Genomic DNA, 17,831 nt, shown 5'->3' with positions numbered 1-17,831 from the left:
TGGCGCGGGTGTCACGGTACTCGGGCAGGTAGCGCCCGGCCTGGCGCATGAGCCAGACGGGGGTGTGGTCGGTGGCTTGGCGCAGGCAGGCGCGCAAGAAAGTGTCGTTTTGCAAGGGGGCAAACGCCGACGATGCGATGGGGGAGTTTGGGGCCATGGAGGAGGGTGAAGAGCTTGGATTCATGGCGGCATTGTGTCAGGCCGCAAAGCAGGGGTCCAGCACGAAAAGCGCAGGCTGCAGGCTTGGCTTGCCGTGTGTTGTTGTACCGCGCAAGCCGCAGCGCAATCGCGGTTCAAAACACCGCATGACGGATCAGTCCCAGCACCACGCAGCCAGCCAGCACCCGCACCACAGGGTAGCCTTTGTTGACCAAGGCCCAGGTCGCCAGCAGGGTCAGCACGACTGCGCTCAGATCAGGCAGGCTGTGCCAGCCACCGGGCAGCCAGGTTTGGCGCGCAAACACACCGGCCAGGTAGACGATCACCCCGATCACAGCGGCCGTGATGGCTTGCAGCGGCCCGCTCAGAGAAGGCATGTGCCGCGTCGACTCGACCAGAGGCCCGCCCACCAGGATGAAGACAAACGAGGGCAAAAACGTGAACCAGGTCACCACGCAAGCCGCCACAATGCCGCCCAGCAAGGGGTGGCCCAGCAAGGCCTGGCTGTGCCCGCCCAAAAAGCCCACAAAGGCGACCACCATGATGAGCGGACCGGGCGTGGTCTCGCCCAAGGCCAGACCGTCCATCATTTGCGCCGCCGTCAGCCAGCCGTATTGCAACACCGCCGCCTGCGTTACATAGGGCAGCACCGCATAAGCGCCGCCAAAAGTCAGCAAAGCCGCTTGGGTGAAAAAGCCACCCATCTGTGTGAGGGGGTGGCCCACTCCAAACGCCAAGGCGAGCAGGCCCAGGCTCAGCAGCCACAAGCCCAAGCCCACGGCCAGTCCGCGCCACATGCGTTGCATGCTGAACTGTGTGTGCGCTGTCGGGGCAGAAGGGTCATCCAGCCAGGCATGTTGCGCATCGGGTTCGGCGCTGGGTGCGGCTGGCATGGCTGCTGCAAGCGATGCCGTGAAAGCGGTTGCGGATGCGGATGCGCTGAGGGGGGCCTGATCGGCATGTTGGCGTGACATGTAGTAACCCACGGCCGCCGCCCCCAAAATGATCACGGGAAAAGGCAGGCCCCAGAGCATGCCCAACAACGACAAGGTGGCCAGCACCCATAGCCAGCGTGCCCGCAGTGTGCGCTTGGCCATGCGGTGCGCCGCGTGCAGCACCAGCGCAGTCACGGCAGGCTTGAGTCCCCAAAGCAGTGCCTGCCCCCAAGGGTGATTGCCCCAGGCGGTGTAGGCCCAGCTCAGCACAATCAAAAGCACCAAAGAAGGCAGCACAAACAAGGCCCCTGCCGCGATGCCGCCGCGTGTACCGTGCATCAGCCAGCCGATGTAAGTGGCCAGTTGCTGCGCTTCAGGGCCGGGCAACAGCATGCAGTAATGCAGCGCGTGCAGGTAGCGCTTTTCAGAAATCCAGCGGCGGCGCACCACCAGTTCTTCGTGCATCAATGCGATCTGAGCCGCAGGTCCGCCAAAGCTCACGCAGCCCAACCAGAACCAAAATTGGAGTGCTTGCCTGAACCCGATGGGCGAGGGCGCTGGCACGGAAGGCGGCATGTCTCTTGTCGTGGGGCGCGTCATGGCGCACCCCAGTGGTCGCGAAAGGCTTGCACAAAGCCAGGTGCGCCGCTCAGGCTCAAGCTCAGGGCAATCCGCTGGTCCAATGCAGGGGGTGTGAGGGTGGTTTGGCCTGTAGCCGGGCTGAACTCAATGCGGGCGGCCAGCGGCAACTGGCCATCGCCGTGCAGCGTGGCCTGCAGGTCATAGTCCCAAAGCGCACCGTCCTCCAATGGGCCGGGCCCTTGCGGGTCGAAACGGAAGGCCCAGGCCAGCACTTGCGACACCTCTTGCAGCAAGGCGTTGTTGTGACGGGCCAGCGGTTGCGCCAAGGCGTCCCAGCACACCAGACCGTCGGCGTCTTCGGTGCATTCAAAGTCCAGTAAGTGCAAATCCATCAGGGCGTTCCTCCAAGCCATCTCGATTGTCGCCGCCCTTGATCGCTTGCCGTGCGCAGTGGTTGAATACATAAAGCATGTAGATAGCCTAAAAAAATAAGCGACTGATGATTTTTGAGGGATGGTTTGACGCAGGGATGGGCTTGTTGATGGTTTAATGCCATTTTTCCAAATCTGTCCTGTGCCAGCGTCGTCCGTTCGTCATCAGGCCCCTGAAGCTATCGAAGAAGGTGGCCCGCAAGCCCTGAATTTTTTGATCTTCCAAAGCTGAAACATGTTCATTAAAAACACTTGGTACGTGGTTTGTGCCCTGACCGAACTGGATGCGCTGGGCAATAAGCCCCTGGGCCGCACCATCTGCAACGAAAAGATGGTCTTCTTCAAAGGCCCTGACGGTCAGCTGGCCGCGGTCGAAGACTTCTGCCCGCACCGTGGCGCGCCCTTGTCGCTGGGCAAGGTTTGTGAAGGCAAACTGGTGTGTGGCTACCACGGGCTGGAGATGGGTTGCAACGGCCAAACCGTGCACATGCCCGGTCAACGCGTGCGAGGCTTCCCGGCGATCAAAAGCTACGCCGTGCTGCAGCGCTATGGTTTTGTCTGGGTCTGGCCGGGCGATCAGGCCCAGGCCGACGCGGCCAAGATGCCGATGTTCGAGTTTTTTGACAACCCCGCTTGGGCTTATGGCGGCGGGCTTTACCACGTGCAGGCCGACTACCGCCTGATGGTCGACAACCTGATGGACCTGACGCACGAGACCTATGTGCACGCGACCAGCATCGGCCAGCCTGAGATCGACGAGACCCCATCCACCACCACCGTGGAGGGTGACCAAGTCATCCTCCAGCGCCACATGGCAGGCATCAAGGCACCTCCGTTCTGGCAAATGGCCATGAGCGCCAATGGCCTCGACCCGCAAGCCACGGTCGACCGCTGGCAAATTTGCCGTTTCACACCGCCCAGCCACATCATGATCGATGTTGGCGTGGCGCTTGCGGGCAAAGGCGGCTTTGACGCCGCACCCGAGCACAAAGCCTACAGTGTGGTGGTGGACTTCATCACGCCCGAGACCGAAACCTCGCACTGGTACCACTGGGGCATGGCCCGGCAGTTCAAGCCGGAAGACGCCGCATTGACCGACAAGATCCGCCAGGGCCAAGGCGGCATCTTCAACGAAGACATGGAGATGCTGCAATTGCAGCAAAAGAACATCAGCGCATGGCCGGAGCGAAAATTGCTGATGCTCAACATCGATGCGGGGGGCGTTCAGTCGCGCCGCATCATCGACCGCTTACTGGCCCAAGAACAACCGACCGAAATCACCGCATGAACACGACAGACCCGACCCAAATTCCGCTGGCCGCCGACGGCGGCTTTGAAGTGCATTTGCAAAAAAGTGGCCAGACCCTGACAGTCAGCAAAGACCAGTCGATCTTGGCCGTCCTGCAAGACGCCGGGCTTGATGTGCCTTTTTCATGCTCGCAAGGCATCTGCGGCACCTGCCTGACCCCGGTGGTGGCGGGCCAGCCCGACCATTGGGACATGTACCTCACGCCCGAAGAGCAGGCCAAAGGTGATTGCATCATGGTGTGCTGCTCACGCAGCCAGACGGCCAGGTTGGTGCTGGATTTGTAAGGTGCAGACCATCGGGCTGGTTTTGAAAGTCATGATGAACAATCGATGAACGCTACTTTGGACATCCTGGGCATCACCGGCCCGATCTATCTGGCCATTGCGCTGGGCTTTTTGTGCACCCGGTACGGGGTTTTTGCCAAGGCTGACATGCAGTTGTTTGGCAAGTTCACCATCCATTTGGCATTGCCGGCCTTGTTGTTCAATGCGTTGTCGCAGCGCAGTGTGGGCGAAATTCTCAATGGGCAATATTTAGGGGCTTACGCACTGGGCTCCTTGCTGGTGATGCTCTTGGGCTTGTGGTGGGCGCGCAAGATCAAAGGCTACAGCCTGAGTTACAGCAGCACCATGGCCATGGGCATGTGTTGCCCCAACAGCGGTTTTGTTGGCTACCCGATCATCTTGTTGTCTTTGGGACCGGTGGCGGGCGTAGCGCTGGCCCTCAACATGGTGATCGAGAATTTTTTGTTGCTCCCCCTGCTGATGGCCATCGCCGATTCACAAGGCGGGCAGTCCAGTCGGTGGCAGCGGGTGCTGGGGGAAACGTTCAGGAATCTGGCCAGAAACCCCATGATCTGGGGCATTCTGGGTGGGTTCTTGTTTTCCTGGTCAGGCCTGCTCATGCCCACTGCCATCGGCCGCACCATCAACCTTTTTGCACAATCCAGCGCAGCCTTGTCGCTTTTTGTGATCGGGGGGGCTTTGGTGGGCCTGAAGGTCGATGGTCTGAAAATGCCGGTGACCCAAATCGCAGTGGGTAAATTGCTGATTCACCCGTTGGCCATTTGGGCGGTGGTGGCCTGGTGGGTGCCGATCGATGACCCGGCTTTGCGCGCAGCCGCCTTGCTCACCGGGGCCATGCCCATGCTGGGCATCTACACCATCCTGAGCCAACGCCACGGGCACGGCGCCGTGAGCGCTGCGGCTTTGCTGGTGACCACGGTGTTGTCTTTCTTCACGCTGAGCGCGGTGCTGTGGGTGCTCAAGTCCTGAGCCCTGAGCCCCAATGGCCATCGCGCAGGCTTGCCTGTGCATCACTTTGGCGTGAGCCATGGCCCGGCCAGTTCGGTAATCAGCGCCAAGGTCGCTTGTTGGGTCAGGGTGGTCGGGCGCAAGGAGCTGATGGCCGTGGTCAGCTGAATGGTCAGCGCCGGCGCGCACACCTGACGCACTGAAAACGCTGATGGCCGCACCGAGCGCATGACCGCGTTGCGCGACAGGATGGCGTAGCCTGCACCGTCTGCCACCAGATCGAGGATGGCACCCACACCATCGATTTCCAGGGCAATCTGTGGGCGGCAACCAATCGCCGCCATTTCGGATTCGACATGCATGCGGATCGCATTCGGGCGGGTCGGAATGATCAGGGGCAGTGCAGCCACATCGTGCAGGCGAACAGGCGGTGGCGGTGGGTCTTCTTGCAGGCCGGGCGGTCGCGGTTGTACCAGCAGCAATTCTTCGCGCAGCAGCGGGGTGTGCTCGATACCGGAGGTTGGGCTGGGGTTGTAAAGCACGGCAATGTCCAGGCGACCGTTTTGCAGGTTTTCCTGCATGGCGCTTGACAGGCCCTCGCTGATCGACAACTGGGCCTCGGGCATTTTCAAGCGGAAAGCCCGCGTGATCGGCACGGTGAGCACGCGTGCCACGCTGGGCGGCAGACCCAAAGCGACCCGACCCGACAGGCCGCTGCGCACCCGGCCCAGTTCTTCCCGGGCACGCTCGACCTGGTGCAAGATGCCCCGCCCGTGCTCCATTAGCAGCTGCCCCGCCTGCGTGGGGGTGGCGCCCCGGCCATTGCGCACCAGCAGGTTTTGCCGCAGTTCCACCTCCAGCAGGCGCACCTGGCGGCTCAGCGCGGGTTGGGCAATGTTCAGGGCTTGGGCGGCGCGGGTGAAGCTGCCCAGTTCGGCCACGCGCACAAAGTATTCCAGCTGTTTGAGGTCCATGGGGGTCTTTCAAGGCTTGCTATTTTGTCATATCAATTGCTTGGTTATGCTGATTTGTTCTAGCTGGTAGAGGCCGCGGTGGCTTTGTGCGGGCAGGGCATGGCGGCACAATCGTGTTCAGACTTTTCTCCACCCAGGAATCGCGCATGAGCCAAAAACAGCCCTTGATCATCGATGTACACGGTCACTACACCACCGCCCCCAAGGCGCTGGAAGACTGGCGCAATCGCCAGATTGCGGGCATCAAAGACCCTGCTGCCATGCCCAAAGTGTCCGAGCTGAAAATCAGCGACGACGAATTGCGCGAGACCATCGAGACCAATCAGTTGGCCAAGATGAAAGAGCGCGGCTCGGACCTGACCATCTTCAGCCCCCGCGCCAGCTTCATGGCCCACCACATTGGGGACTTCAATGTCTCGTCCACCTGGGCCGCCATTTGCAACGAGCTGTGCTTTCGCGTGGCGCAGTTGTTTCCCGACCATTTCGTGCCTGCGGCCATGTTGCCCCAGTCGCCCGGTGTCGATCCAGCCACCTGCATCCCCGAACTGGTCAAGTGTGTCGAGCAATACGGCAACGTCGGCATCAACCTGAACCCCGATCCATCGGGCGGCCATTGGACATCGCCCCCGCTGAGCGACAAGGCCTGGTACCCCATTTATGAAAAGATGGTCGAGTACGACATCCCCGCCATGATTCACGTGTCGACCAGCTGCAACAGCTGCTTTCACACCACCGGTGCGCACTACCTGAACGCCGACACCACCGCCTTCATGCAATGCCTGACCAGCGACTTGTTCAAAGACTTCCCCACCTTGAAGTTCCTGATCCCGCATGGCGGCGGCGCTGTGCCTTACCACTGGGGCCGTTTCAGGGGGCTGGCGCAAGAGCTGAAAAAGCCCTTGCTGTCGGAACACTTGCTGAACAATATTTTCTTTGACACCTGCGTGTACCACCAGCCCGGCATCGATCTGCTGACCAAGGTGATCCCGGTCAAGAACATCCTGTTCGCGTCTGAGATGATCGGCGCGGTGCGTGGCATCGACCCTGAAACCGGCCATTACTTTGACGACACCAAACGCTATGTGCAAGCCACGGCCAACCTGAGCCATGAAGACCGTTACATGGTCTACGAAGGCAACGCCCGCCGCGTGTTCAAACGCCTGGACGACCAACTCAAGGCCAAAGGAATCTAATGACTTTGTGTGACAGATCTTTAGCGCTGTCACATCTGATGAATTTTGTGTGACAGATCTTTAGCTCTGTCACCAACTGATTAAGAGGAGATGAATATGTACGAACTTGGCGTTGTCTACCGCAACATCACCCGCGCTGACCGATCAGTCACCGACGATCTGGCCGCTTTGGGCTCGGCCACCGTGCACGAAGCGATGGGCCGTGTGGGCCTCATGAAACCCTTCATGCGTCCTATCTATGCTGGCGCGCAAGTCTCCGGTACGGCCGTCACGGTGCTGCTGCACCCCGGTGACAACTGGATGATGCATGTGGTCGCCGAGCAGATCCAGCCTGGTGACATCGTGGTGGCTGCCATCACCGCCGAATGCACCGATGGCTATTTTGGCGATCTGCTGGCCACCTCGTTTCAGGCCCGTGGTGCCCGCGCCCTGATCATTGATGCGGGTGTGCGCGATGTGAAAGAGTTGACCCGTATGGGTTTTCCTGTCTGGAGCAAAGCCATCAGCAGCAAGGGCACGATCAAGGCAACCGTGGGCTCGGTGAACATCCCTGTGGTGTGCGCCGGCATGATCGTGCACCCCGGTGACGTGATCGTGGCCGATGACGATGGCGTGGTCTGTGTGCCCAAGGCGATGGCGGCCAAGACCTTGGCAGCTGCGCAGGCCCGCGAAGCCAACGAAGGCGAAAAACGCGCCAAACTTGCTTCCGGGGTGCTGGGCCTGGACATGTACAAAATGCGCGAACCGCTGGAAGCCGCTGGCTTGAAATACATCGATTGATCAACCGCTTAGGGGGGCGATGAGCAGCTGAGGCCGTCTCGGGGCTCATCAGTCCTTCGGCCAGCAAATCGTCCCAATACGGCCACAGCCGCTCATCGCAGCAAGCGACAGCGGTTGACATGAACAGGAGAAAAAAGTGAGCAAACCCACAACCGGTGACTTCACCAAAACCGCTGGCTGGATGGACTGGTACACCGGCCCCAGCCAACCGACATTCACATTGCCTGCGGGTGCTGTCGATGCGCACTGCCACGTGTTTGGACCAGGATCAGAATTTCCCTACGCCCCCGAGCGCAAATACACCCCCTGCGACGCCAGCAAGCAGCAGCTGTATGCGCTGCGCGATCACCTGGGGTTTGCGCGCAACGTGGTGGTGCAAGCCACCTGCCACGGCGCTGACAACCGGGCCATGGTCGATGCGCTGCTGCACTCGGGCGGCAAGGCGCGTGGCGTGGCCACGGTCAAACGCAGCGTGACCGACACAGAGATTCAGGCCATGCACGACGCGGGGGTGCGCGGTGTGCGTTTCAACTTCGTCAAGCGTCTGGTCGACTTCACGCCCAAGGACGAACTGCTGGAGATCGCCAGCCGCATCGCGAAGTGGGGCTGGCATGTGGTCATTTACTTTGAAGCGGTCGACTTGCCCGAGTTGTGGGACTTCTTCACCACATTGCCCACCACGGTGGTGGTCGACCACATGGGCCGCCCCGATGTGTCCTTGCCGGTGGACGGACCCCAATTTGCGCTGTTCGAGCGGTTCATGCGCGAGCACCAAAACGTGTGGAGCAAGGTGTCGTGCCCCGAACGTCTGTCGGTCACCGGCCCCAAGGCTTTGAAGGGTGAGAAGCATGCTTACCAGGACGTGATCCCCTTTGCCAAACGCATCGTTGAGGAATTCCCCGACCGCGTGCTGTGGGGCACCGACTGGCCGCACCCCAACCTGAAAGACCACATGCCCGACGACGGCCTGCTGGTCGACTTCATTCCGCACATCGCCACGACCACCGAGCTGCAAAAGAAACTGCTGGTGGACAACCCGATGCGACTGTATTGGCCCGAAGAATTGAAAGCCTGAACCATGGCCCTCGATAAACCCTACACCGACGTGCCCGGCACCATTATTTTTGACGCCGAACAATCGCGCAAAGGCTATGCGCTCAACCAGTTCTGCATGTCGCTGATGAAGGCCGAAAACCGCGAACTTTTCAAGGCCAATGAGCGTGCCTACCTGGACGATTGGCCCATGACCGAAGAGCAAAAGCAGGCCGTGCTGGCCCGCGACCTGAACTGGTGCATGCGCACCGGTGGCAACATTTACTTTCTGGCCAAGATCGGTGCGACCGATGGCAAGAGCTTCCAGCAAATGGCGGGCTCCATGACCGGCATGACCGAAGAGGAGTACCGCAACATGATGATCCAGGGCGGCCGCAGCGTCGAGGGCAACCGATACATCGGTGAAAACGGCGATGCACAAGCGCAGAACCAGCCCCAAGGCGCAGCTGGCAAAAAACCTTAATCGGGGTCAGATCCCAATTAATTTCAGAGAAGCACACATGGCCAAAATCACCGCCTCCGTTTTCACCTCGCACGTGCCCGCCATCGGCGCGGCCATGGACCTGGGCAAGACGCAAGAAGACTACTGGAAGCCCGTTTTTGCGGGCTATGACTTTTCCAAAAAATGGATGAAGGACAACAAACCCGACGTCATCATCCTGGTGTTCAACGACCATGCCACGGCCTTCAGCCTCGACATGATCCCGACCTTTGCCATTGGCACTGCTGCTGAATACAAGCCTGCCGACGAAGGCTGGGGCCCACGCCCCGTGCCAGTCGTCAAGGGACATCCCGAGTTGGCTTCGCACATTGCGCATTCGGTCATCCAGCAAGACTTTGACCTGACCATCGTCAACAAGATGGACGTGGACCACGGGCTCACCGTGCCGCTGTCGCTGATGTGCGGCGAGCTCGACCCGGTAAAAGACGCCTGGCCTTGCCCGGTGATCCCGTTTGCCGTGAACGTGGTGCAGTACCCCGTGCCCAGCGGCCAGCGCTGCTTCAACCTGGGGCAGGCCATCCGCAAGGCGGTCGAGAGCTACGACGAAGACCTGAACGTGCACATCTGGGGCACGGGCGGCATGAGCCACCAGTTGCAGGGCGCGCGTGCGGGCCTGATCAACCGCGAGTGGGACAATGCCTGGCTCGACCAGCTGATCCATAACCCGGTGGCCGCTGCCGCCACGCCGCACATCGACTATGTGCGCGAAGCCGGCTCCGAAGGCATCGAGCTGGTGATGTGGCTGATTGCCCGGGGCGCGATGAGCGACATCGAGGGCGGCAAGATGAGCGGCCCAGCCCCCAAGCTGCTCCACCGCTTCTACCATGTGCCTGCCAGCAACACGGCGGTTGGGCATGTGATTTTGAAGAATGACTGACGTTTTTCAAGGCCAAGTCGATAATTTTTTCCTTGCATTTTGATATTTAATATAGCAATATGCAAGGATGATTAATCGTATTTTTAGCCATGAACTTCAAGAACGCTTGGATTATTCGCCCGGTGTGGTCTTGCTGGGCGCACGCCAGGTGGGTAAATCCACCTTGGCGCGTGCCTTGGCTTCGCAAACACCCGATGCGGTTTTTTTGGATTTGGAATTGTCCGAAGACCGGGCCAAGTTGGATCAAGCCAGCGCATTTTTTGCAGCAAACCGAAGCCGCTTGATCGTGCTTGACGAAGTGCAAAGCATGCCTAAGTTGTTTGTACAACTTCGCCCAGAAATCGATGCTGAACGCAGGCCTGGACGTTTTTTGCTGCTGGGTTCGGCCAATGGGGCGTTGTTGCGGCAATCGGCAGAATCATTGGCGGGGCGTGTGAGCTACCTGGAATTGCCATCCTTGCTGTGGAACGAAGTACAAACAGCCACAGTCAGCCAAGATCCCACACAGCAGTTGTTGGCCTTGCAAGCGCATTGGCAGCGTGGCGGAATGCCCCTGAGCGCGCTGGCCAAAACCGATGCGCAATCATTGCGCTGGCGCAATGACTACTTGCAGTCCATTGTGCGGCGTGATTTGCCTGCCCTGGGCATCACCATTCCTGGCGAAACCCTGTGGCGTTTCTTGCGCATGTTGGCTCACCAGCATGGGCAACTCTTCAATGCCTCTAGCTTGGCCGTGGCCATGGGTGGCATCTCGCACATCACTGTTGGGCGCTACCTCGATATTTTTTGCGATGCCCTCATCGTGCGCAAAGTCGAACCTTATTTCGTCAACTTGGGTAAGCGCTTGGTCAAATCGCCCAAGGTCTACTTTCGCGACACGGGCCTGCTGCATGCCCTGCTGGGCATTGGCAACGCGCACGATTTGCAAGGTCACCCCATGTCTGGGTATTCGTGGGAGGGTCTGGTGATGAACCACATCGCAGCTTTGTTGCCCTTGATATCAGGCGGCAACGCCACGTTAAACTTTTACCGCACAGCCGCTGGGGCTGAGATGGACGCCGTGGTGGACACAGGGGCAGAACGCATCGGTTTTGAAATCAAACTCTCCAACGCACCGCGCGTGACCAAAGGCTTTTGGAGCGCCATCACCGACTTGAAACTCAGCCGCGCATATGTGGTGGCCCCTGTCAGCGCGTCTTGGCCTTTGGCAGACAACGCGCATGTGATCACTCTTCAAGAGGTGGCGCGGGTGTTGGGGGTGCAGACATGAGTGAGCATCCCGACATCGAAAAATTGCCGCTGGAGATCGACGGCATTCCTGTGCGCGAAACCATCCGAGAGATTTTTCGTGATCCCGAAAACGGCACGCCCGACAACATCAGTAAGGCAGGGTGTTTGGCATTGGCTTTGAAGAGCAATGAAGTTGGAGGCGAGGGGAAGGGGTATGTGGTTTGGAATGCTTGGAGGCGGGCGTTTCCTTCTCACCGAAAGTGGTCGCCTGCAAAGGGTCAATCGAGATCTCAGACATTGAATTGGTCGAATATTTCTGATTTCGGAAATTTTGACGGGCGATTGAAAAATTTCGCCCACTTTCTGTTTGATCACGGTGCTGATTTCACTGGTGCGTGGTGGGATTTCGATTTGGACTTTAGGGGAGCAACAATTGGCGATGATGCCATTTTTGCTGGTGCTAACTTTGGTTCTTGGGCTAATTTTCAGGGCTCTCAATGGGGTAATTTTGGGGTTTTCTTGGGAGGCAAATGGGGCTCGAACGCGCGTTTTGAAGCTGCGATCTTCGGTGTTGGTTGCGACTTTTCATTGACCAGCTGGGAAGATGCCAACTTTAGAGGTGCAATGTGGGGTCGCGGAACAAGATTTTGCGCATCACAATGGCAAGGTTACGCCGACTTTAGTGCTGCCGAGTGGAATGAGTTGCTTGATTTTTTTCAAACGGAACAACTGTGGGTTTCTGTTCAACAGCGGGCTTCGAAACACAACACCGCACCCAACACCATTTGTGAAGTTTCCTTTTCAGGTGCGGAATTTCAGTCACAACTGAATTTCACAGGTCGTCAATTTGTCGGCACTACTTTGTTCACTAGAGAAGACTACCCATTGCCCTATCGCATCAGAACAGTCAGTCGAGACCCTGATGGAAAAGCGCTTTTGGACAATGAGGGCAGTCCGGTTTGGGAGGATTGGGCGAACCGGCAGGCAGACACCGTATTTATGGCACTCCCCCCTTTTTTTCACGGCTGCGAACTGCACCAAGACACCAGTTTTGAGGGTGCCAAGTTCCCAAAGGCTCGGGGCAGTGAAGAGGCCGCCCGAGCCTACCGTACCCTTAAACTTGCTTTCAGCAAACAGCAGGCCATTCGTGAAGAGCAGCGATTCTTCAGACTGGAGATGGCGGAGGAAACGCTGCGCGAGACCGGCATCAAGCGGGGCTTATTTTTTCTATATAAGCGTTTGAGTGACTATGGGTTCAGTGTCAAGCGCCCTCTGATGTACGGTCTGCTGGGCGTGGCAGCGATGACTGTCATTTCTGGCCTGCTGTCTTGGCTTGGGCAATGTGGTTTGAGTGTGCAGACTTGCTATTTCGCCCCACAGTGGTTGGGATTTTCTCTTTTGCAAACCCTTCCTTTGCCTGGCTTGGACACGTTGAGCGCAGCTGCTAGCAAAGCATTTTGGCCTGAAGGGGCTTGGTGGAGCTTGGTTTTGTCGGCGCTGATGATCGCGCACAAAACCATCAGCCTCGCCGCGCTGTTTCTAATCGGCTTGGGTCTGCGCAATCTTTTCAAACTCAAATAACTTCAATTTGATTTTCGGATTCATTTTTTATAAGAACGTCACATGAGCAAAACCATCAAAGTCGCCCTGGCTGGCGCCGGTGCCTTCGGCATCAAGCACCTGGACGGCATCCGAAACATCGACGGCGTCGAGGTCGTGTCGCTGATCAGCCGTGACATCGAAAAAACCAAAGAAGTCGCTGCCAAATACAGCATTGCACATGCCACCACCGACCTGAACGAATCACTGGCTTTGAAAGAGGTGGATGCGGTGATTTTGTGCACCCCCACGCAAATGCACGCCAGCCAGACTCTGGCTTGCCTGAAAGCCGGCAAACATGTGCAGGTGGAGATTCCGCTGTGTGATGTCTACCAAGACGGCCAGGAAGTCTTGCGCGTGCAACAACAAACCGGCTTGGTGGCCATGGTGGGGCACACCCGCCGCTTTAACCCCAGCCACCAGTGGGTGCACAACAAGGTCCAGGCTGGGGATCTCAACATTCAGCAAATGGATGTGCAGACCTATTTCTTTCGGCGCACCAACATGAACGCGCTGGGCCAGGCCCGCAGCTGGACCGACCATCTGCTGTGGCACCACGCTGCCCACACGGTGGACCTGTTCGCCTACCAGTGCGGCAGCCCCATCGTGAAGGCCAATGCCATCCAGGGCCCAATTCACCCTGCGTTGGGCATCGCCATGGACATGAGCATCCAGCTCAAGGCCGCCAATGGTGCACTCTGCACACTCAGCCTGAGCTTCAACAACGATGGGCCGCTGGGCACTTACTTTCGCTACATCGGCGACACCGGCACCTACCTGGCGCGTTACGACGATCTCTTCACGGGCAAGGAAGAAAAAATCGATGTCTCCCAAGTGGCCGTGTCCATGAACGGCATCGAGTTGCAAGATCGCGAATTTTTCGCGGCGATCCAGCAAGGCCGCGAGCCAAACTCGAGCATCGCGCAAGTGCTGCCTTGCTACCAGGTCCTGCACGATCTGGAACAACAACTGATGGGCTGACCGATGACATTCACAGCGCAAGCTGAGCGCAACAGCTTGCGTGTGATGGGCTTGGCGGGCTTTGCCAGCATGGCCTCGATGCGCCTGTGCGACCCGATGCTGGTGGTGCTGGGGCAAGAGTTCCAGGTCACCACGGGCGATGCATCGCGTGTGGTCTCGGTATTTGCCGTGTGCTATGGGGTGTTGCAATTGTTTTACGGGCCGCTGGGAGACCGTTTCGGTAAATTGCGTGTGATCTCCTTGGCGGTGCTGGCCTGCGCGGTGTTCAGTGCCATCACCAGCATGGCGTCAGACCTCACGCTGTTGGTGGTCATGCGTGGCTTTATGGGCGCTGCGGCTGCAGGCATCATCCCGCTGTCCATGGCCTGGATTGGTGATCAGGTGGCCTATGACCGCCGCCAGGAAACCCTGGCCAGGTTCATGGGCTACACCGTCAGCGGCATGATGGCCGGCTTGTGGTTCGGGGGTTTTGCGGCCGAGCATCTGGGCTGGCGCAGTGCTTTTGCCATGTTGTCTGCGGTGTTTTCAGTTGCCGCCTTCATGCTGTGGCGCAAGTTTCGCAACGCACCTGCGCAAGCATCTGCCGTCGGCGGCACCAGTTTCAAGGCGTACTTTGCCAACACCTTCCAGATCCTTCGCATGAAGCGTGTGCGTCAGGTCCTGGCAGTGACGTCCATCGAGGGCGCTTTGGTTTTTGGCGCCATGGCCTTCATCCCCACCCATTTGCACGAGCAATACGACATGAGCCTGGTCTTTGCCGGCTCGGTGATGATGCTTTACGGCGTGGGGGGCTTGGTCTACAGCCAGTTGGCGCGGCGTTGGATGGGCTGGCTGGGCGGCGAGCGCGGTCTGGTCAGAGCCGGCACCGCCTGCATCGCGCTGGGCATGCTGACGGTGGCTTGGGCCAACCAGCCGGTGCTGGGCATGCTGGGCTGCTTTGTCACGGGCTTTGGCTTTTACATGTTGCACAACACATTGCAGGTCCAGGCGACACAAATGGCCCCCGCCTCTCGCGGTACGGCGGTGACCTTGTTCGCCTGCCTGCTGTTTTTTGGCCAGTCGACTGGCGTGCTGCTGGTGGCCCAGAGCGTGGACCGGGGTTGGCTGCCCTATGCCTTCACTGCTGCGGCAGTGGGCGTGTCTGTTTTGGGCACCGTGGTTTACAGGCTGGTGGGGCGACACTGAGCATCGCTTTTGAGCAGCCCACCGTTGTGGGCGATTGTGTTGATGGCGGGTACCAAGCCCATCGCCTACAGGGCTGCGAGTGTCTACCAATAGGCCAATTGTTCTGGCCAGCTGCTCGATACCGAACAGTGAATTTCTGGGGTGCCGTGCGCTTTCATTGTTGCTGAACCTGGGTCTGTGGTTCTGGTGGGATGGCACCTTGCTTGCCCACCGCATAACTGCGCACAAACGCGGCGCTTGGCGCTGTCTTGACGCGGTCGCCCGTAGTCTGCTCGCGGCTCAGAAGTTGTGGAGAGCGTTTCAGCTGCTGGGGGGGGAATGTACACAGCCAATCTTGGCATGGCAGAGTGGTTTCTACAACGGCTTTGCTAGGGTTCGTGGCGAGCTCTGCACGTCAGGCGCCAACAAAGGCTGCAAGGCCCACAGGCCCAGAACCGGGCCGGGGGCCAGTAGCAACAGGGCCATACTGCCCCAGTTTTGCACGGCCCAGCCCAACAGCAAGATGCTGACCACGGTAATTAAAAACCCCACGCCGTTTTGGAGCACCAGTGCACTGCCGAGCCACTGCGGCGGCGCTTGCTGTGCGGATATGGCCGAAAACTGTGGCGAGTCGGCCACTACGCAAATACCCCAGAACATCAAACATCCTAGTTGCACTAGCGGCCATGTGCCGGGTATGAAGGGGTAGACCAAGCACATCAGGCCCGATGCGGCCAAGGCTGTTGCCGCTACCCGCGCACTGCCCACGCGGCGGCTCCACAGGCCGCCAAGCACGCAGCCGAAAAAGCCAATACCGATGGCACAAAAACTGATGAGCGCCACCGATGGTGCCCAGCCATGCCCAGCTTCAAGCAGTGAGCGGCTGATGGGCAGACTCAGCCAGGGCAGCACGCTCCAAAAAGCATACAGCTCCCACATGTGTCCAAAGTAGCCCAGCGCCGAAGCGCGAAAGCCGCGCACTGCGATGACTTCGCGCAATGCCTGGGTGTTCAGGCGAACGGGCGCGACTTGAAGGCCAGTCTGAACTGAAGGTGACTGGTGCTGCTTGTGCGGCTGGCCCACCCAGGCCACCAGCAGCGCACCAACCACCGCCAGCACCGACGAGCCGAGCAGCACTTCGGTCCAGGGCCAACTTTGGCCCAGGGCTCGTAAGCCGTGCGGCATAGCCGTGCCTAAAGTCAGCATGCCCACCAGCCAGCCCAAGGCTGCGGCCGGATTGCTGTCCACGCGCTGCACCAGCATCTTCATGCCCAGCGGGTAAATGCCGGCCAGGCAAATGCCCACAACAAAACGCAGACTCCAGAACACACCGTAATCGGTCACTCCCCACGTGACGGCCGCATTGGTAAGCGCCCCCAGCAAGCTGCACACCACAAAAATCCGTGTGGGCTGAAAGCGGTCCGCCACGCCGCTGAAGGCAAAAGCGAGCGTGCCCGCAATGAAGCCAAGTTGGGTGGCCGCCAGCAGCCAGCTAAAAGCGGCCGCGCTCAGCTGCCATTCGAGCACCAAGCTTTCGGCCACACCGCTGGGACTGAACCACAGTGAGGTGCTCAGGCACTGCGCCAGAACAATGAAGGCCACGGCCATTGACTGGCGGGTCCTGGCAAGCTGGCGATCAGCCGCAGGCGCGCTCAATGGCTTGTGCCAGGTCGTCAATCAGATCCTGTGCATGCTCCAGACCCACCGAGACACGCAGCAAGCCTTGTGGGGTCTTGCTCTCAGGTCCTTCGATCGAGGCGCGGTGCTCGATCAAGCTTTCCACACCTCCTAGGCTGGTGGCGCGGGTGAAAATCTCGACATGTGCGGCCAGTGCCATGGCGGTGTCCTTGCCGCCTTTGACTTCAAAAGACAGCATGCCGCCAAAGCCCGACATCTGCTTTTTGGCGATGACATGGAAGTCGTTGTCTTCAAGACCCGGGTAGTGCACTGCGCTGACCTGCCGGTGCTCGTTCAAAAATCGGGCCACCTTGTCGGCATTGGTGCAGTGGGCCTGCATGCGATAGGGCAGGGTGGGCAAGCTGCGCATGATTAGCCAACAGTCAAATGGCGAGGGCACACCGCCGCCAAACAACTGTGCCGTGCGTAAGAGGGCAAAGTCCGCGTCGTCACTGCGTGTGATGACCGCGCCGCCCAGCACATCGCTGCGCCCGCCCAGGTATTTGGTGGTGGCGTGCATGACCATGTCGCAACCAAGTTCCAGTGGGCGCTGCAGCACCGGTGATGCAAAGGTGTTGTCGGCAATGGCACGGGCACCGCCTGCGTGGGCAATGTCGACCACGGCAGCAATGTCCACGCATTGCATGAGTGGGTTGGAGGGTGTTTCTATCCAAACGATGCGGGTGTTGGGCAGCATGGCAGCACGTACCACGTCCAAGCGTGTCATATCTACAAAGCTGGCGCTGACCTGCCACTTGGCAAACAGGTGTTTAAGCACATTGGCCGTGCCATGGTAAATGTCGGATGGGGCCACCACATGGTCGCCTGGTTGCAGGCCCTGAAAAATGGCTGTGACACTGGCCAGGCCTGAGCTAAAAGCAGCCGCGCCAGCGCCACCTTCAAGCGCAGAAAGGGCTGCCTCTAGGCCATTGCGGTTGGGGTTGTGATTGCGCGAGTACAGGTAGCCGTGCGGGTAGCTGCCGTCTGGGGCGCGCTCGAAGGTGGTGGACAGGTGGATCGGATTGACCACCGCGCCAGTTGAAGGATCAACGCCGTGCCCCGCATGTACAGCCAATGTTTCAAAACGTAGTGATTTGTTTTCTTTCATACACAAAATGATATCTAAAATAAA

18 protein-coding genes are annotated in these 17,831 nt (G+C 59.1%); 12 read left to right on the top strand and 6 right to left on the bottom strand.

Annotated features, from left to right (window positions below; translation table 11 throughout):
* From B9Z45_RS03095 to B9Z45_RS03085, 3 genes are all read right to left on the bottom strand, one after another.
* The coding region (locus B9Z45_RS03095) for a uroporphyrinogen decarboxylase family protein (RefSeq protein WP_304481796.1) at positions 1–157 on the bottom strand (157 nt) is incomplete at its 3' end.
* A gap of 136 nt (positions 158–293) precedes the next feature.
* On the bottom strand, positions 294–1,694 hold the full coding sequence (chrA, locus tag B9Z45_RS03090) for a chromate efflux transporter (protein ID WP_233252054.1): 1,401 nt from the start codon (positions 1,692–1,694) through the stop codon (positions 294–296).
* Positions 1,691–2,068 (bottom strand): hypothetical protein, encoded by a 378-nt coding sequence (locus tag B9Z45_RS03085; RefSeq protein ID WP_108405767.1) that lies wholly within the window; start codon positions 2,066–2,068, stop codon positions 1,691–1,693. Before B9Z45_RS03085 ends, chrA begins: the two co-directional genes overlap by 4 nt.
* Before the next feature lie 274 nt (positions 2,069–2,342).
* Between B9Z45_RS03085 and B9Z45_RS03080 the strand changes: the two genes are divergently transcribed.
* The 3 genes from B9Z45_RS03080 to B9Z45_RS03070 are packed head-to-tail and all read left to right on the top strand — an operon-like array spanning position 2,343 to position 4,690.
* The gene (locus B9Z45_RS03080; RefSeq protein WP_108405766.1) at positions 2,343–3,395 is read left to right on the top strand and encodes an aromatic ring-hydroxylating dioxygenase subunit alpha; all 1,053 of its coding nucleotides are present in this window, start codon (positions 2,343–2,345) and stop codon (positions 3,393–3,395) included.
* Positions 3,392–3,700, top strand: coding sequence for a 2Fe-2S iron-sulfur cluster binding domain-containing protein (locus tag B9Z45_RS03075; protein ID WP_108405765.1), 309 nt, complete (start codon positions 3,392–3,394; stop codon positions 3,698–3,700). The genes B9Z45_RS03080 and B9Z45_RS03075 overlap by 4 nt, the downstream gene beginning before the upstream one ends.
* 45 nt (positions 3,701–3,745) lie before the next feature.
* Positions 3,746–4,690 (top strand): AEC family transporter, encoded by a 945-nt coding sequence (locus B9Z45_RS03070; protein WP_108405764.1) that lies wholly within the window; start codon positions 3,746–3,748, stop codon positions 4,688–4,690.
* Positions 4,691–4,731: 41 nt separating this feature from the next.
* Here B9Z45_RS03070 and B9Z45_RS03065 read toward each other — a convergent pair whose 3' ends face one another.
* Complete coding sequence (locus tag B9Z45_RS03065; RefSeq protein WP_108405763.1) at positions 4,732–5,643, bottom strand: LysR substrate-binding domain-containing protein; 912 nt, start codon at positions 5,641–5,643, stop codon at positions 4,732–4,734.
* A gap of 164 nt (positions 5,644–5,807) precedes the next feature.
* Between B9Z45_RS03065 and B9Z45_RS03060 the strand changes: the two genes are divergently transcribed.
* From B9Z45_RS03060 to B9Z45_RS03020, 9 genes are all read left to right on the top strand, one after another.
* Positions 5,808–6,836, top strand: a complete 1,029-nt coding sequence (locus B9Z45_RS03060) for an amidohydrolase family protein (protein ID WP_108405778.1) — start codon at positions 5,808–5,810, stop codon at positions 6,834–6,836.
* Between the two features lie 96 nt (positions 6,837–6,932).
* Positions 6,933–7,616, top strand: a complete 684-nt coding sequence (gene ligK, locus B9Z45_RS03055; RefSeq protein ID WP_108405762.1) for a 4-carboxy-4-hydroxy-2-oxoadipate aldolase/oxaloacetate decarboxylase — start codon at positions 6,933–6,935, stop codon at positions 7,614–7,616.
* 136 nt (positions 7,617–7,752) lie between these two features.
* Entirely contained in the window at positions 7,753–8,691 is a 939-nt protein-coding gene (locus B9Z45_RS03050; protein WP_108405761.1) for an amidohydrolase family protein, read from the top strand.
* A gap of 3 nt (positions 8,692–8,694) precedes the next feature.
* A complete protein-coding gene (gene ligA / locus B9Z45_RS03045; RefSeq protein ID WP_108405760.1) occupies positions 8,695–9,132 on the top strand; it encodes a protocatechuate 4,5-dioxygenase subunit alpha in 438 nt (145 codons plus the stop codon).
* 37 nt (positions 9,133–9,169) lie between these two features.
* Positions 9,170–10,048, top strand: coding sequence for a class III extradiol dioxygenase subunit beta (locus B9Z45_RS03040; RefSeq protein WP_108405759.1), 879 nt, complete (start codon positions 9,170–9,172; stop codon positions 10,046–10,048).
* 106 nt (positions 10,049–10,154) lie between these two features.
* Positions 10,155–11,318 carry an ATP-binding protein gene (locus B9Z45_RS03035; protein ID WP_158270371.1) on the top strand — a complete coding sequence of 388 codons (1,164 nt, stop codon included), beginning with the start codon at positions 10,155–10,157 and terminating at the stop codon, positions 11,316–11,318.
* Positions 11,315–12,859: a pentapeptide repeat-containing protein gene (locus B9Z45_RS03030; protein ID WP_108405757.1), complete on the top strand. Its 1,545-nt coding sequence runs from the start codon at positions 11,315–11,317 to the stop codon at positions 12,857–12,859. The genes B9Z45_RS03035 and B9Z45_RS03030 overlap by 4 nt, the downstream gene beginning before the upstream one ends.
* A gap of 42 nt (positions 12,860–12,901) precedes the next feature.
* Positions 12,902–13,858, top strand: a complete 957-nt coding sequence (locus B9Z45_RS03025; RefSeq protein WP_108405756.1) for a Gfo/Idh/MocA family oxidoreductase — start codon at positions 12,902–12,904, stop codon at positions 13,856–13,858.
* A gap of 3 nt (positions 13,859–13,861) precedes the next feature.
* Positions 13,862–15,043 (top strand): MFS transporter, encoded by a 1,182-nt coding sequence (locus B9Z45_RS03020; RefSeq protein ID WP_108405755.1) that lies wholly within the window; start codon positions 13,862–13,864, stop codon positions 15,041–15,043.
* 354 nt (positions 15,044–15,397) lie between these two features.
* Here B9Z45_RS03020 and B9Z45_RS03015 read toward each other — a convergent pair whose 3' ends face one another.
* Both B9Z45_RS03015 and B9Z45_RS03010 read right to left on the bottom strand, forming a co-directional pair.
* Positions 15,398–16,699 carry an MFS transporter gene (locus B9Z45_RS03015; protein WP_233252053.1) on the bottom strand — a complete coding sequence of 434 codons (1,302 nt, stop codon included), beginning with the start codon at positions 16,697–16,699 and terminating at the stop codon, positions 15,398–15,400.
* On the bottom strand, positions 16,659–17,807 hold the full coding sequence (locus B9Z45_RS03010) for a PLP-dependent aspartate aminotransferase family protein (RefSeq protein ID WP_108405753.1): 1,149 nt from the start codon (positions 17,805–17,807) through the stop codon (positions 16,659–16,661). Before B9Z45_RS03010 ends, B9Z45_RS03015 begins: the two co-directional genes overlap by 41 nt.
* Positions 17,808–17,831 lie beyond the last annotated feature (24 nt).

The sequence above is a fragment of the Limnohabitans sp. 2KL-17 genome, assembly GCF_003063415.1.
Taxonomy (GTDB): domain Bacteria; phylum Pseudomonadota; class Gammaproteobacteria; order Burkholderiales; family Burkholderiaceae_C; genus Limnohabitans_A.
Note: the sequence above shows the minus strand (reverse complement) of the source record. Positions and strands in the feature narration are given on the sequence as shown.

Excerpts from the sequence above, each read along its gene's own strand:
- B9Z45_RS03030 (WP_108405757.1), top strand. The coding sequence starts at position 11,315 with ATGAGTGAGCATCCCGACATCGAAAAATTGCCGCTGGAGATCGACGGC.
- B9Z45_RS03065 (WP_108405763.1), bottom strand. The coding sequence starts at position 5,643 with ATGGACCTCAAACAGCTGGAATACTTTGTGCGCGTGGCCGAACTGGGC.
- ligA (WP_108405760.1), top strand. The coding sequence starts at position 8,695 with ATGGCCCTCGATAAACCCTACACCGACGTGCCCGGCACCATTATTTTT.
- B9Z45_RS03040 (WP_108405759.1), top strand. The coding sequence starts at position 9,170 with ATGGCCAAAATCACCGCCTCCGTTTTCACCTCGCACGTGCCCGCCATC.
- B9Z45_RS03020 (WP_108405755.1), top strand. The coding sequence starts at position 13,862 with ATGACATTCACAGCGCAAGCTGAGCGCAACAGCTTGCGTGTGATGGGC.
- B9Z45_RS03085 (WP_108405767.1), bottom strand. The coding sequence starts at position 2,068 with ATGGATTTGCACTTACTGGACTTTGAATGCACCGAAGACGCCGACGGT.
- B9Z45_RS03025 (WP_108405756.1), top strand. The coding sequence starts at position 12,902 with ATGAGCAAAACCATCAAAGTCGCCCTGGCTGGCGCCGGTGCCTTCGGC.
- B9Z45_RS03075 (WP_108405765.1), top strand. The coding sequence starts at position 3,392 with ATGAACACGACAGACCCGACCCAAATTCCGCTGGCCGCCGACGGCGGC.
- B9Z45_RS03010 (WP_108405753.1), bottom strand. The coding sequence starts at position 17,807 with ATGAAAGAAAACAAATCACTACGTTTTGAAACATTGGCTGTACATGCG.
- chrA (WP_233252054.1), bottom strand. The coding sequence starts at position 1,694 with ATGACGCGCCCCACGACAAGAGACATGCCGCCTTCCGTGCCAGCGCCC.
- ligK (WP_108405762.1), top strand. The coding sequence starts at position 6,933 with ATGTACGAACTTGGCGTTGTCTACCGCAACATCACCCGCGCTGACCGA.
- B9Z45_RS03080 (WP_108405766.1), top strand. The coding sequence starts at position 2,343 with ATGTTCATTAAAAACACTTGGTACGTGGTTTGTGCCCTGACCGAACTG.
- B9Z45_RS03070 (WP_108405764.1), top strand. The coding sequence starts at position 3,746 with ATGAACGCTACTTTGGACATCCTGGGCATCACCGGCCCGATCTATCTG.